The organism is Streptomyces sp. NPDC002809, assembly GCF_040295435.1.
In the GTDB taxonomy this organism is placed as follows: Bacteria; Actinomycetota; Actinomycetes; order Streptomycetales; family Streptomycetaceae; genus Streptomyces.
The window spans coordinates 1-13254 of the sequence record NZ_JBEOVJ010000131.1; the positions used below are offsets into that span (position 1 = coordinate 1).

13 protein-coding genes and 2 pseudogenes are annotated in these 13254 nt (G+C 67.2%); 4 read left to right on the forward strand and 11 right to left on the reverse strand.

The window, feature by feature from the left end; all coding sequences use genetic code 11:
* Positions 1-124 precede the first annotated feature (124 nt).
* A complete protein-coding gene (locus tag ABT025_RS37810; protein WP_351003233.1) occupies positions 125-481 on the reverse strand; it encodes a tetratricopeptide repeat protein in 357 nt (118 codons plus the stop codon).
* A gap of 143 nt (positions 482-624) precedes the next feature.
* On the opposite strand from ABT025_RS37810, the gene ABT025_RS37815 reads away from it, so the two are divergent.
* Positions 625-1590 carry a pirin family protein gene (locus tag ABT025_RS37815; RefSeq protein ID WP_351003235.1) on the forward strand — a complete coding sequence of 322 codons (966 nt, stop codon included), beginning with the start codon at positions 625-627 and terminating at the stop codon, positions 1588-1590.
* Between the two features lie 294 nt (positions 1591-1884).
* On the opposite strand, the gene ABT025_RS37820 is transcribed toward ABT025_RS37815, so the two are convergent.
* From ABT025_RS37820 to ABT025_RS37860, 10 genes and pseudogenes are all read right to left on the reverse strand, one after another.
* Positions 1885-2583 carry a transposase family protein gene (locus ABT025_RS37820; RefSeq protein ID WP_351003237.1) on the reverse strand — a complete coding sequence of 233 codons (699 nt, stop codon included), beginning with the start codon at positions 2581-2583 and terminating at the stop codon, positions 1885-1887.
* Between the two features lie 95 nt (positions 2584-2678).
* Positions 2679-3008 carry an SCO4225 family membrane protein gene (locus tag ABT025_RS37825; protein WP_351003238.1) on the reverse strand — a complete coding sequence of 110 codons (330 nt, stop codon included), beginning with the start codon at positions 3006-3008 and terminating at the stop codon, positions 2679-2681.
* A 164-nt stretch (positions 3009-3172) separates the two neighbouring features.
* Positions 3173-3559 (reverse strand): DUF6023 family protein, encoded by a 387-nt coding sequence (locus tag ABT025_RS37830; RefSeq protein ID WP_351003239.1) that lies wholly within the window; start codon positions 3557-3559, stop codon positions 3173-3175.
* Between the two features lie 324 nt (positions 3560-3883).
* Positions 3884-3976 (reverse strand): annotated as a pseudogene (locus ABT025_RS37835) (IS5/IS1182 family transposase); the annotation flags it as partial.
* A gap of 109 nt (positions 3977-4085) precedes the next feature.
* Positions 4086-5237, reverse strand: coding sequence for a glycosyltransferase family protein (locus ABT025_RS37840; RefSeq protein WP_351003240.1), 1152 nt, complete (start codon positions 5235-5237; stop codon positions 4086-4088).
* Positions 5238-5651: 414 nt separating this feature from the next.
* A complete protein-coding gene (locus ABT025_RS37845; RefSeq protein WP_351003241.1) occupies positions 5652-6131 on the reverse strand; it encodes a nucleoside deaminase in 480 nt (159 codons plus the stop codon).
* Between the two features lie 31 nt (positions 6132-6162).
* Complete coding sequence (locus ABT025_RS37850) at positions 6163-6582, reverse strand: hypothetical protein (protein WP_351003243.1); 420 nt, start codon at positions 6580-6582, stop codon at positions 6163-6165.
* A gap of 325 nt (positions 6583-6907) precedes the next feature.
* On the reverse strand, positions 6908-7384 hold the full coding sequence (locus tag ABT025_RS37855) for a hypothetical protein (RefSeq protein WP_351003244.1): 477 nt from the start codon (positions 7382-7384) through the stop codon (positions 6908-6910).
* Between the two features lie 468 nt (positions 7385-7852).
* Positions 7853-8062 (reverse strand): annotated as a pseudogene (locus ABT025_RS39615) (IS701 family transposase); the annotation flags it as partial.
* Between the two features lie 195 nt (positions 8063-8257).
* Positions 8258-9016, reverse strand: a complete 759-nt coding sequence (locus ABT025_RS37860; protein ID WP_351003246.1) for an SDR family NAD(P)-dependent oxidoreductase — start codon at positions 9014-9016, stop codon at positions 8258-8260.
* Between the two features lie 150 nt (positions 9017-9166).
* Between ABT025_RS37860 and ABT025_RS37865 the strand changes: the two genes are divergently transcribed.
* The 3 genes from ABT025_RS37865 to ABT025_RS37875 all read left to right on the forward strand — a co-directional run bounded on the left by ABT025_RS37865 (position 9167) and on the right by ABT025_RS37875 (position 13136).
* Positions 9167-9814, forward strand: a complete 648-nt coding sequence (locus tag ABT025_RS37865; protein WP_351003247.1) for a TetR/AcrR family transcriptional regulator — start codon at positions 9167-9169, stop codon at positions 9812-9814.
* Positions 9815-10437: 623 nt separating this feature from the next.
* A complete protein-coding gene (locus ABT025_RS37870) occupies positions 10438-12030 on the forward strand; it encodes an ISL3 family transposase (protein WP_351003249.1) in 1593 nt (530 codons plus the stop codon).
* 545 nt (positions 12031-12575) lie between these two features.
* A complete protein-coding gene (locus ABT025_RS37875) occupies positions 12576-13136 on the forward strand; it encodes a hypothetical protein (protein WP_351003250.1) in 561 nt (186 codons plus the stop codon).
* Positions 13137-13254 lie beyond the last annotated feature (118 nt).

The window sequence follows — 13254 nt, forward strand, 5'->3', positions numbered from 1 at the left end:
CCCACGCGTTCTAGGTCCGCTCTTCCCGCCTGGGTGTGCCTGGGGCGGTTGGCGCCGTGGTCTTTTACCAGCGCGCGCCGGGCCCCCACGGTGAACTGGGGGGGCCCCCCGCTGCGTGACCCGGTCAGGCACCACCGGTCGGGGTGAAGTCCCCGGACAGTGCGGCGGCCATTCGCAACTGCGTGTCGGCCTCGGCCTGCCGGCCCTGACGCTCCAGCGTGCGGCCGAGCATCAGCCGTGCGTACTCCTCGACGGGGTCGAGTTCCAGCACCGCGCGCAGTTCGGTCTCCGCCCGGACGAGCCGAGCCGAGTGGTAGTAGGCCCGGGCCAGCAGCAACCGAGGCGCGACCTGCTCCGGCACCTCCTCGACGAGTCCCCCCAGAATCCGGGCCGCGATCGTGTACTCCTTCGACCCGAAGAAGAACTGCGCACGGTCCCAGCGCTCGGCAGCGGTACCGAACTCGTAGTAGGTGTCGCTCATGTGACCTCCTCGGTCCATGGTGTCCGCCGGGCCGTTCCCGTACGCGTCCACACGCCACAACACCCACTGATGGTTTAACATTCCACTAAATATTCGGCGTGGGTGCTGCCCGCGTGGAGCCGCACGGGAATAGGTTGAGCGTCATGAGCAATCTCGATCGCCAGGCCGCACTCTCCGTCTGTGGAGGGCGGGGCTTCGTCGTCGCCGAACCCGTACGTGAACTCCTCACCCCGCGCCATGTCCAGCTCGGCGAGTCCACCGAGGTCCGCAGACTGCTGCCCAATCTGGGCCGTCGCATGGTCGGGGCCTGGGCCTTCGTCGACCACTACGGCCCCGACGACATCGCCGATGAACCCGGGATGCAGGTGCCGCCCCACCCCCATATGGGCCTGCAGACGGTCAGCTGGCTCCATGAGGGCGAGGTCCTGCACCGCGACAGCCTGGGCAGTCTGGAGACGATCCGCCCACGCGAACTCGGCCTGATGACCTCCGGCCGCGCCATCAGTCACTCCGAGGAGAGCCCCAGGCCGCACGTCGCGATGCTGCACGGCGCGCAGCTCTGGGTCGCCCTCCCCGATGCCCACCGCCACGTCGAACCCCACTTCCAGCACCACACGGACCTGCCGACCGTCACAGCCCCCGGCCTCGCGGCCACCGTGATCCTCGGCACCCTCGACGGCGCCACCTCGCCCGGCACCGCGTACACCCCGATCGTGGGCGCCGACCTCGCCCTGAGCCGCGGAGCCGAAGCGCGCCTCCCGCTGGACCCCGACTTCGAGTACGCCGTGCTGTCGATGTCCGGAGAGGCGGAGGTCGACGGCGTCCCCGTCCTGCCCGGCTCGATGCTCTATCTCGGCTGCGGCCGCACGGAGCTTCCCCTGCGCGCGGAGTCCGATGCGGGGCTGATGCTCCTGGGAGGTGAGCCCTTCGAGGAGGAGATCGTCATGTGGTGGAACTTCATCGGGCGTTCCCACGAGGAAATTGAGGAGGCCCGGCAGGCGTGGGCGGAGGGCTCCCGCTTCGGTGAGGTTAACGGCTACGACGGCGACCGGCTGTCTGCTCCCGAACTGCCGCCGGTGGCGCTGAAACCGAGGGGACGGGTGCGCTGACCTGGAGCGATGTGTTCTCCGGCGCTTCCTGCCGCGTGCGCTCGCTGCGTCCCCCCGCCGTGCCGGCGGGGGGACGCAGTTGTGCCTCCCGTGGGTCGCTTCCTCTGGCGGTCGGCAGTTGCACGTGTTGGCACCTGTGACCAGGTCTGATCAAACACTTGCTGACCCTTTGCTGACCTTACTGATGCGTAATCAGATTGCCGAGGTTACCGGACCGCTGGTGTCGGTCCTGCCCCATCAGCGCTCTCCTGGGGGGCCTCGTGTGGTGCGAGCGAGTTCGGTTAGTGAGCGTTTTCAGCGTTGCCTCTCCAGGGTGAGGACGGCTTTGGCGATTGACGTCATGCGGTTCGGGCTGCATCGCGATCTTCGGAAGATTCGCCAGGACTTGAGTCGTGCCATTCCGCGTTCGACGGGAGCTCGGGACGTGGCCAGTGCCCGGTTAGCCGTCCGTTCTGTCGGGGTCAGCTGGCCGTTGGGTGGGCGTCTGCGTCCGGTGGTGACCCAGGGGCCGGCGCCCGTGTAGGCGCGGTCGGCCAGGATGGGGACGCCCTGGCGTTCGCAGATCCGGATGATCCGGTTGGTGCGGGCCGCGGTCAGGTCGTGACACCGGCCGGGCAGGGCCGGTGAGATCCACAGGATCTGGCCGGCCGGGTCGGTCACGACCTGCACGTTCACGCCGTGGCGGCGGTGCTTGTGCGAGTAGTCGGCGTACTCCGGGTCGGTCTCACGCAAGACCTTCAGCAGGCCCGGGGACCGGTCGGCCAGGAGGTCGATGACCGCGGTGGTGTAGGCGTGGGCGGTGCCGACCGATATGCCGAAGGCCGCGGCGATCTGGGCCAGGGTGTCGTGCTTGCGCAGGTACACCAGAGCGACGAGCGCGCGTTGGTGCGGCGGGAGTTTGCAGCGGCGTTCACCCTCGCGGGTGACGATGAGCATCGTGACCCACTCGACCAGCGCATGAGGCAGGTCGAGTGCGGCAGGATAGGGAACCAACGAGGCACCAGCACTGATGAGTTGAGACTTCGAACATCTCCCTCAACGGCATGGGTGCCTCGTGCGTTGCGGCCTCACCGCCGTCACCCGACCGTTCAGCCTCGACTCGGCCGCGTGGCCCCTCGTCGGCGGCCGCGCAGGGTCTCCACGAGCGCTCCAAGAGCGAACGACTGGACCAACGCGCTGACGACAACCCCGCCGACCAAGAACCAGACGGATGCGTGTATGCCCCCGATCGCACCGACTGCCCCCGCTGCCAGCAGGGAGCACGGGGCGGTGAGAAGGAAGGGCCAGATCTCGACGATGCCGGGATCGGAGACCAGTGCGGCCACCCCTTCGAACACGACGGACGCCCCGACGAGGCCCAGGTAGACGGCGGAAGCAGTATTGGCAAAGATCAGACGCAGCAGAGTGCGAGAGTTCATCGATTCCCCAAAGGATCTTGTGATCCACATGCTCCCGGCGGAACCACGGCACGGTGTGAGTACCAGTACTCAAGTCTGGTACTCGCCAAGCAGGTCAGGACAACCGCTCCGCGAATTGCGGGACGTGCGCCGAATCCGAGACCAGGGCCGTCAGCCGGATCGATTCAGGAAACGCGGCTCACCATGTAGGCAGTGCCTACCCCGTCTTCCTCGGGTGAGTCCGCCTGGATCGCGAGACTCGGCCCGGCCGTAGTGAAGTCGAACCCTTTCGTCATCGGCTGCGTGCAGTCGACGCGCTCAGCTGTCCTGGCGGCGCCTGAGGAGACCGTGAAGGTGACCGAGCCCTCCCCTGCACACGCCACCTCCACCCGCAGGGCCGTGCCGGACTCGATGGTCTCGTCCAGGTTCTGCCCGGGCACTGCGAGGGTTCCCGCCGAGACCAACCCCTCCTCGTCCGACTCCAGGCGCTCCGCCATGCTGAGCAAGTCGCGGGCCTCCTGGTTCAGCTGCTCCCTGTCGGACTGGGAGGGCGGCTGCACTATGGGAGCCACGGTGGAGCTCGCCGCCCTCTCGGGCTGCGAAGCCTTGGACGCCGGAGGCGAGTCAGAACAGGCGGATGCCATGCCGGTAATCAGCGCGACGGCAGTCAGAGCACTGCCAGTGCGGCGGGTCAAGCGGTACAAGAGGTCCCCCGAAGTGCACTCAGAAGCCAAGCAGGTGTACAGAACAAGGTGATCATCCCGTGTGGACACCCGCATCACCCCTGCGATCTGGGGCATCGGCACCAGATTGGTACACAGGTGCGGCGCGCTTCTCCCGCAAGAGGCTGTCCCATACTGGCCGCAGCCATCCCGGGGGCGACGGCGATGCGGGGTGAGAGTGTCGTGACGGTGCAGGTACTCGAGTGTGACGACAGCCCGTTGGTGCGGTGAGAGCTTGCAGCGGCGGTCACGCTCGCGGGTGACGACTGCTCCCTCAACGGTACGGGAGCCTTGTGCGTCGCGGCCCCGCCCACGCCTACAGCCCCGTCACTCGATCGGTGGCCACACTGAAAAGGCTCATTGACAAGGGCGAACTCTACGGCGCAGATACAGAGTACACGGCAATGAATGTGCTGCGCGTTGGCCAGGTCGTGATGCGAAAACTGACGGCATGGGAAGGTCCGATCACCGTAGTACCTGCCGAGTTCGACGGATTCGTCGTCAGCAACGAGTTCCCGACGTGGGGGTCCGTGACGTTGAGGCCGAGGAGTTCATTGGCCGCCTGCGTGTAGAGCAGGGTGGCCGGCGTGGGGCCGGCAGGCGGGTAGTAGCCGTGCGAGTCGGGCCTGCGGCGCGACCCGATGACCGCCCCGGCACGGGGGTGGGTCAGTGCTTCGAGGTGCAGGCCGAGTTGGTCGAGGGGGTAGGTGAGGTCGAGGTCGGTGTAGGCGAGGGTGGCGTGGCCGGCGGCGTGCAGCTGGTTGAGGCCCCACAGGACCGCTCCGCCCTTGCTGCTGGTCACTGCCGCTCGGTGCGCGATGGTGATGCTGATCCGGGGGTGGGGGCCGGTCAGTTCCTCGGCGGCCTGTGCGGAGGCGCTGTCGGGGGCCTCGTCGATGAGCAGCAGGTGCGCGCGGGCATCGGGGCGGGTTTCGAGGAGCCACGCGAGCTGTGCGGTCTTTGCGGCCAGGGCGTCGAGTCCGTCGGGGTTGTCGGGTGAGGCGGGCGCGAGCCGTCCGGTTTCGGAGCGCATGGGGATGACGATGCCGACGTCGGGTGTCTGGGTGAGGGTGAGGAGAGCGGCCTTCGAGCGGGCTGCCTTGAGCGCGGCGATCAGGCCGTGGATGTGCAGGGCTCCGGGGATCTTGTGCCGGCTGTTCTTGGCGTGGGCTTGGACGAAGGTGATGAGCAGGGCGTCGTCGAAGTGTGGCAGCGGGCTGTGACCGAGGTGTCCGGTGAGGTGGTCCGCGATGGTGTGCAGCAGGGCACGACCTGTCGGGTCGGAGGCCCAGCACCGCTCGGGGGTGGGAGTGGGGCCCTCGGTGTAGTGGGTTCGGACGTGCTCGGCGAGAAGGTCGTAGCCGGCGATCAGTGCTCGTTGGCTGGGGTCCCAGGTGGAGCCGTCTGTGGTGGTGGCGGCCTTCTGCCAGGCCGGTGACCAGACCTGGGAGTGCCGACTCGCGGAGCGAGCGGCGGCTCGAAGCTGCTGCCAGCGGGCCTGGACGGCGGGCCAGGGGCAGTCGGGCACCGCGTCGGCGGCGAGCGTGCGCGGGGCAAGGAGGGCTGTGGCCAGGGCGCGTCCGGGGTTCTGCGGGGTGTCGGCGGCCTCGGCGAGCGCGTCGAACCAGAGGGTGGCGGCCAGGGTGAGGCCGCCGGTGTGCTGGGCGAGCGCGGCGATCGTTTCCTCGCGGCGGGCTGATGAGGCTCCTTGAAATTCCCCACCCCGCGCTCAGAGGGTGGACAGACCTGCTCACTTTGATGCCCCACCCGACAGTGGACTGGCCTGCGGTTGGACACTACCGGCCCGGCTTTGCCTGACAAGCCCCGCACTTGGATCGGGATGAACGGTCAGCGCAAGAGAAGCCCGTCGCGCGGGCCGATGCCGTCGGCGCGCCTGATGAGTCCCGTGGTGCTCACCCCGGCCCGAACCGCGTTGTTGCGCTCAGGATGCGCGGTGAAAGCGGTGGTGTAGGTCGCGCACCTGCTCCGCGAGGCCGGGAATCGGGCCCTCCACCACGAGGTCAGGGACAATATCCCGGATCGGCAGGGTCCGCACGGGAGGCGCTGGAATCTCCAACTCGGCGAGCCAGGCTGCCAGTTGCTCGGAGGAGCTCACGTACACGATGCGCCCCAGCCCGACCCAGCCATGCGCGGCGGCGCACATCGGGCAGTGCTCACCAGAGGTGAAGACGGTCGCCGCCGCTCGTTCCCCGGGGGACATCTTCGCCGCGGCCCACCGCGCCAGCTCGAACTCCGGATGGCGGGTCCGGTCGCCCGAGGCCACACGGTTGTGGCCCTCGGCGAGGACGGTCCCGTCCGCGGCGACGAGCACGGAGCCGAACGGCTCGTCGCCCACTTCCAGCGCCTCGGTCGCCAGTTCCACGCAGCGGCGCAGATGCCGCAGGTCAGCGTCGGTCACCATGATGCCCCCAGCCCCTGTTCTTCAGCGGATGCTAGACCCTCGATCCGCTCGACGCATCCGAATTGCCGGAACGGCGAACCCTCAGCCGGCTTGGCGAATCCGGTCCTTGGTAGAGCGGGCAACCGAGTGGGTATGGTGAGCGACCTTGAGGAATTTCGGGGATTCCCATCAGGGCGGCGAGTTCGGTGCCGATCCGGTTGCTCCGTGTGCGTTCTCTCGCACGGGCGGCGGCCTGGTCGAGGTCATTCTCCGGGATCTGTGCCGCGCTGCGCGCCTGGATGAGGGCGCCCAGGGCCGCGTCGGCAGGTTCGGTCAGGACGGGGGCGGCGAGCAGGGGCGCGAGGAGGTCGTTCAGCGCCTGGGGGTTCACGGTGGCGGCGGCTTCGGCGAAGCGGGGGCTGGCCAGGAACGGGTGGTCGATCGTTTTGGGGCGGTGGGCGAGCTGGGCCATCGTGCGGGCGAAGGTGTGGCACCCAGCGGCCGGGCCGGGGAAGAGCAGGTTCTTGAGCCGGGACGTGGCCGGCTTGGACGCTGGGCGGTGGGCGACCAGCAGGGCGAGTGCCGCGGGGGGCAGGTCGGTCCGGGCTTCCAGGGCGGCGGTGATCTGGTCGGCAGCCTCGGGGCGCGAACGTTGAGAAGGGAGCGGATGGTGGCCGGGTCGGGTAATGCCTGGTGAGCTAGCCGGATGGCGAGTTCGGCGTCCGCACGGTACGTACGGCCGGTGAGTAGCGGGGACTGGGCCAGCGGCAGGTAGGTGCGCGCTGCGGGGAGGGCGGTCATGCGGAGAGCCTTTCGGCGACGAGGTCGGCGGCCTGGCGGGCCGTGTGGACGGGGTGGAGGAGGTTCTGGCGCAGGAACATGCGCTCGAACGGGCTGAGGTCGGCGTGGACGACGATGGTGGAGGTGGTGATGTCGACCGGCGTTCCTTCCCGGTCGATGCGGGCCAGGAGCTGGCGGACGGTCTCTTCGTCAGGGGTCTGGCTGGCCGCGCACACGTCGTGCTGGGCGGTGGGGCAGCGCAGGCGGCAGTTGGTCTGGGGCAGGTCGTAGTGGCCGTTGTAGTCGGGGATGTGGCTACCGCGTTCGACCGACCGGCCGCAGGAGGAGCTCTTGAGGACTGCCGGTCGTTCGTTCGCGGGGACATCGGCGTACACCTCGTCGAACGCGGTCATGATGCGTTTCTCGGTGGCGCCGGTCAGCAGCTTCTTGCCTGGGGTGAAGGACCCGCTGGGCAGCGGTAGGCCGTAGGACATGAAGGAGTGGACGTGGTCGTCACCGAACTTGAGGCCCCCGAAGCGTCCCCTGCCTGCCCCTACCCCGTCTCAAAAATGCCCCGCACACGAAGAAGCCCCTGCTCATCGAACAGGGACTCCCTTTGCCACAACGCACTGAACCTTGGCATGCCTCCTCTATTTTGCCTCGCGGTAGGCGGCCTGAGTGAAGGTACTGACGAGTACCCCAACGTTAAGAGGCTGTTGTCGTTCCGATCTTGAGGGGTGGGCGTCGAACGGGAGTCTCGTTCGGGTGATCGCGGCCGGCCGTAGGCATGAAGGCAGGGCACCACTCTGCGGGCCACGAGATCTCGACATTGATCAAGTGCACCTCGAGCACTCCGTGTGCGACGCAACACCTCTCCGCCTACCATCACGTGAACGCCAGCCGCGCACGACTGACAGACATGGCAGCTGTAGTTCTGATCATGGTTGATCATGGAGAGCGTGTCACTGCTGGTGGCAGGCTTGTGCGACGGCTTGATGGTGGCGCCGCCAGGCCATCCAGTGCAGGACGTGTCCGGTGTCCCGTGGGGGTGGCGTGAGGACGAAGGTTCGGAGGATCCTCACGAGTTCGGGGCAGGTCAGCGGGATGAGACGGGCTGGTCCGGCAGGGTCGGCGGTGGTCGTGGCGGCGGTCGTGAGGGCGAGGACGGCGGACTGTCGGCGTACTCGCGTATGTGCAGAGGTAAGTACGGATGAACGTGCAGAGCAAGTAGCAGCCGACTGGCTCTCGTTGCCATGCGAGACGACAGGGTCGTGGATCTGCGCTACTTCAATCAGACCGGTGACCGCGACGGGCCTCTCCCGGTTCTGCCAAGCGAGGGGCGGGGCACATGGTGTGGACGGGGGTCGTTACAGCAGGGCGCCGCCGGACACTTCGAGGCGCTGGGCGGTGACCCATCGCAGGTCCTCGGAGGCCAGCGCAGCGATGGCGTCGCCGATCTCCTGCGGTTCGCCGACGCGGCCGAGCGCGGTCTGCGCGCTCAGGCCCTCGCGCATCTGCGCGTCGTCCCGCATGGCGCCGCCGTTGAAGTCGGTGGCGGTCGGCCCCGGCGCGATGGCGTTGACGCGGATCTTGCGCGCCCCCAGCTCCACGGCCAGTGTCCGGCTGAGGACCTCGACCGCCGCCTTGGAGGCCGAGTAGACCGACGTGCCGGCACTGGTGTGGCGGCTCAGGGAGGACGAGACGTTGATGATCCGCCCCCCTTCGGCCAGTACGGGCGCAAGCGCCTGGATGAGGAAGAACGTGCCGCGCACGTTGGTGTCCATCATCGCGTCGTAGTCGTCGACCGTGACCGCTTCCAGCGGTCCGAACAGCCCGATCCCGGCATTGTTGACCAGGACGTCCAGCCGGGTCGCCTCCCAGCGTTCCAGTTGCGCGGCCAGGTGGGAGACGAAGGCGGGAAAGGAGGCTACGTCCATGACGTCCAGCCGCAGTGCGGCAGCCGTGGCGCCGGTTTCCTGGAAGTCCTTGACCGTCTCCTCGGCCTCCTGCGCGTCGCCGCGGTAGGTGACGATGACGCGCAGTCCGTGCCGGGCCAGCGCCTGGGCCGTGGCCCGGCCCAGCCCGCGATTGCCGCCGGTCACCAGTGCGATCTTGCCTGACTTCATGAGTGCTCCTCCATGCGGGGACGGGACGGCGCCGGCGGGGGTTGCTCCCACCGAACGAATACGAGTCGAGTGACTCGCCTCCCTCTCCACATAAACATCCGCACAGTGGTGAGTCAAGTGACTCGCCTCGTGATGGGGCATACTGGGCCCATGACCGCAGGACTCTCCGCCCACCATCAACGACTCGCTCAGCGCAAGCGCGAGGCGATCACCGCCGCGGCCACAAAGCTGTTCCTGGAGCGGGGATACGACGGGACCTCGCTGGCGAAGATCGCTGAGGAAGCGGCCGTCTCGAAGTCCACGCTGTTCAAGCAGTTCCCCACCAAGGCGGCGCTCTTCGAGGCCATCGTCACCGAGTACTGGGACGGCGGACCCGACCCGGCGGAGCCCGCGACGCAGCCCGGTGACCTGGGCGCCGACCTGAGCGCGATCGGCCGCCAGTACGCCGACCTGATCGGCCGGCCCGCGATGGCAGCCCTCTTCCGCATCGTCATCGCCGAACTGCCGCGCTTCCCGGAACTGGGACGAACTCAGTTCGAACTGGGCAAACTGCCCTACTTCATCTCCGTCCAGCACTACCTGGAAGCCCAGCACACCGCGGGCACTGCAGTGGTACCTGACGCAGAGAGCGCCACCAACCAGTTCCTCGGCATGATCGCCAACTACGTCCTGTGGCCGCGGATGCTGCTCGCCGACTGGAGCCCTGCACCTGCCGACGTCAGCTACGCCGTCGACGAGGCGGTCACGACGATGCTCGCCCGCTACGGCCGCAGCACCAACAATCCGCAGCGCTCCTGAGAGCTCCGGCGCCGCAGCGAGTACAGACGGCACCCGCCCCCGCAGCTTCGGAAGGCTGCCGGTCGTATGGGACGGCCCGTAGGCGTCATTCGCGGCGACTGGGTCCGGCGGCGGTGCCGTGGCACGGGCATGGGACCAGGCGCTGTCAGCGGTAGCGGACCCTGTCGGCACACCCTCAGCCCCTCGGGCGTTGCGCGAGTCTCAACAGCCGCATTCGCCAGTAGGGGCCAGCGCTCAGCTCATCAAGAACTCTGTACCTTCATCCGTACGCGGCTATGCGCGCTCACGCGTACGCCGACACGGACGCGATCAGGGAGAACAGCGACCAGCGCATCCAGGAGTTCCAGCAGGTCACCTGTTGGCTTCGTTCACTTCAAGCAACAGCGTTTGTCGGCCGGTTTGGGCAGCAGTTGGCGATCTTGAGGCTCGTGGATGTCCACGAGAAATGGGTTCTGGCACAGATCTTGGGGAGTCGTCGCGGAGCGTGACATCGTTGTTCGATTGCGAGGGCCTGGCTCGTACGAGACGGCGTACGCCTTGTCGCCTGACGACCGGAGGTGACGCTCCCTCAGGTGCATTCCGTTCGCCGCTGTGGTCGGCGGTGGGCGGTGATGGTGCTGGGTATGCAGACCGACGTGCTGTTCTGGGACTCGCTGGTGTTCGAGGAGATCGACGAGGTGGAGGTCGAGGCGGTCACGGCCGCGTTCGGCGCGGTCGAGGTGGTGGCGAGAGGCCGTGCAGGCGGCGCCACCTGTCCGGATTGCGGCCGCTTCTCGGGCCGAGTCCACGACCGTTACAAGCGCAGGCTGAGGGACCTTCCACTTGCTGACCAGGGTTTTGTGATCCGTCTGACGGTTCGACGCTTCATCTGCGGGTTCGCGGACTGCCCGCGCCGGACCTTCGCCGAGCCGTTCTCCCGGCTGACTGTCCCGCACGCGCGGTTCACCACGCGGCTCAACCACGCACTTGGGCAGGTGGGGCTCGCTCTGGCGGGGCGGGCCGGCGCTCGACTGGCGGCCCAGCTGGGCTTCGGCGCGGGACGGATGACTCTACTGCGCAGGGTCATGGCACTGCCCGATCCACAGTTCAGCACGCCGCGGGTGCTGGGCGTGGACGACTTTGCGATCCGCCGCGGCCAGAGCTACTCCACCGTCTTGACCAGCGTCGAAGGTCACCGGGTGGTCGATGTGCTCCCGACCCGGGAAGCCGGGCCGCTGGCCGCCTGGCTGAACCGCCACCCCGGTGTGGAGGTCATCTGCCGGGACAGGGCGGGTGCCTACGCCGAGGGTGCCCGACGCGGAGCCCCCGACGCCCTGCAGGTCGCCGACCGTTTCCATCTGTGGCAGGGCCTGGGCCGGGCCGTGGAAACCTGCGTCGCCGCCCACCGCGACTGCCTGCGCAACCCGATGCCCAGCGGCATGCAGCCGGAAGCCCCCGGACGGGTTTCCGGCCAGCCGCAGAACAGCGCGGAGCCCGTCGGCCGGCGGGCCGAACGGAAGAAGGCCGCACACGCCCTGGTCCACGAGATGCTCGCCCAGGGTCACTCCCGCCGGGCAATCGCCCGGCACCTGGGCTGGGGGCTGAACACCGTGCTCCGGTACGCGGCCGCCGCACGCTGGCAGGAGACCATCCGCGACAACCGCCCCCGGCCCAGCAGGCTGGACCCCTACAAGCCCTACCTGGAGCAACGCTTCGCCGAGGGATGCACCAGCGTCACCCGGCTGCATGGCGAGCTGGTCGCCGAACGGGCTCCCGTCACCTACGGCATGGTCCGAGCCCACATCGCCACCTTGCGCGGGGCTCCGTCCGCGGCACCGCCACGGCCGCCGACGGTACGGCAGGTGACCGGCTGGATCACCCGACATCCCACGGCCCTGACCGAAGAAGATCGGGCCGGTCTGAAGCACGTCCTGGCCCGCTGTCCCGAACTGGACACGGCTGCAGGACACGTCCGCGACTTCGGCGAGATACTCACCGACCGCCTCGGCGCCACGCTCCCCACCTGGATCGACGCAGTCGATGCCAGCCGGCTGCCCGGACTCACCGGATTCGCACTCCATCTGTGCCGAGACCTGGACGCCGTGATTGCCGGGCTCACTCTGGACTGGAGCTCGGGCAGCATCGAGGGTGCCGTGAATCGCATCAAGAAGATCAAGCGGCAGCTCTACGGTCGGGCCGGATTTGAACTCCTACGCAAGATGATCTTGCTTCAGTAGTGCGTCGCCTGGGTGCCGACTCTCCCACCAGGTCGCAGATCAGAGTTCGGTCGTCCAGATTCCGACCGGATGGTCACTCGAAGGCACCCACAACTGAGGCTGTGACTCGCGATGCCTCTCGTCCGCGCTCTCATTCCAGTGGAAAACACCTCCGGTGGAATCTCAGCCCCTACGCCAGCGAGGGCGGAAAAGTCTTTACTTTCCCGGACAAAAAGACTAATCAGCAAGCTGACGCCTTGCGAAACCGCGTGCCGCAATTGCCGCTGCGAAGAATGCTGCAGATAAGAAACGCCCCCAAAAGGGCGGCATCTCCGGTAGTATCGTGAAGGGGAACTTTAGTGATGGGTGGGAGAACACCAAAGAATCTACCGTTGAGCGAGGCGGCAGCCAAGCGTGCGACGGAACGGTCAAGCGTCGGGGAACCGTTCTCGACTACGGAGCTATCGTAGCCTGCACATTCACCAAGTTTATGGAAATTCCGGCGGCATTCTCAACGGGTATGAGGCAAGTCTTGAGTCGACTTGAGAAGAACATCACGAAGGGGCATGTGGCAAGCTTTGGGGCCGCATGGCAGTTTGTGGGCGATCATGTATAGCGAAATGGGCCCACTGGAGTTTGTGCAAGATGTTTGGGTTATCGGTGACTCGTCGGGGGAGCACCTAGCGCTGGCGCCAGAGGGGCTCGTGCATCGCGTCGACGGAGTCGATCGTGAGACCATCGCCTGGTCGCGCTTGATGAACTTCGACCTGGCGGCCCAACCAGGTAAAGTTGCCAGCTCGAAATGCCTTGCGCGAACAGCGAAGATTCTCGCAAACCTTTCAGGTGCCGGATACACGGCAAGTGGTGGTGCCAGCGTCGCTGCGACATTGCGCCATCCATACGAGGACTGGTCCGCCGATTTTGACCATCATTCGCGAAAATATCCACGGCGCCACATCAAGCTAGTAGGCGAACTTCTACGGCAAACGGTCGAAAAGGGTGCAGCAGCCCGTCTCGGTGATCCCGAATGGATGTCTACGACTGTGGAACTCCTGGCGGAACTGGCACCGGATGCCTCCCGTCCACAGAGGTCTGTCATCAGAGATCTCCTGGATGAAATGGACTGACACTAACCAACCAGTCCATCTTTAGAGGATGTCTCACGTGGTGGTTCGTTGATGCGGCATTGAGCCGAAGCGCGGTAGTTGTCACCAAGGCCGACAGATTGTCACCCGGGGACGTCTG

What these genes read in the sequence shown, in the direction of transcription:
- ABT025_RS37870 (WP_351003249.1), top strand. Translation starts at nt 10,438, where the DNA reads ATGCAGACCGACGTGCTGTTCTGGGACTCGCTGGTGTTCGAGGAGATC.
- ABT025_RS37810 (WP_351003233.1), bottom strand. Translation starts at nt 481, where the DNA reads ATGAGCGACACCTACTACGAGTTCGGTACCGCTGCCGAGCGCTGGGAC.
- ABT025_RS37860 (WP_351003246.1), bottom strand. Translation starts at nt 9,016, where the DNA reads ATGAAGTCAGGCAAGATCGCACTGGTGACCGGCGGCAATCGCGGGCTG.
- ABT025_RS37825 (WP_351003238.1), bottom strand. Translation starts at nt 3,008, where the DNA reads ATGAACTCTCGCACTCTGCTGCGTCTGATCTTTGCCAATACTGCTTCC.
- ABT025_RS37865 (WP_351003247.1), top strand. Translation starts at nt 9,167, where the DNA reads ATGACCGCAGGACTCTCCGCCCACCATCAACGACTCGCTCAGCGCAAG.
- ABT025_RS37845 (WP_351003241.1), bottom strand. Translation starts at nt 6,131, where the DNA reads ATGGTGACCGACGCTGACCTGCGGCATCTGCGCCGCTGCGTGGAACTG.
- ABT025_RS37855 (WP_351003244.1), bottom strand. Translation starts at nt 7,384, where the DNA reads ATGTCCTACGGCCTACCGCTGCCCAGCGGGTCCTTCACCCCAGGCAAG.
- ABT025_RS37815 (WP_351003235.1), top strand. Translation starts at nt 625, where the DNA reads ATGAGCAATCTCGATCGCCAGGCCGCACTCTCCGTCTGTGGAGGGCGG.
- ABT025_RS37875 (WP_351003250.1), top strand. Translation starts at nt 12,576, where the DNA reads ATGTGGCAAGCTTTGGGGCCGCATGGCAGTTTGTGGGCGATCATGTAT.
- ABT025_RS37850 (WP_351003243.1), bottom strand. Translation starts at nt 6,582, where the DNA reads ATGGCCCAGCTCGCCCACCGCCCCAAAACGATCGACCACCCGTTCCTG.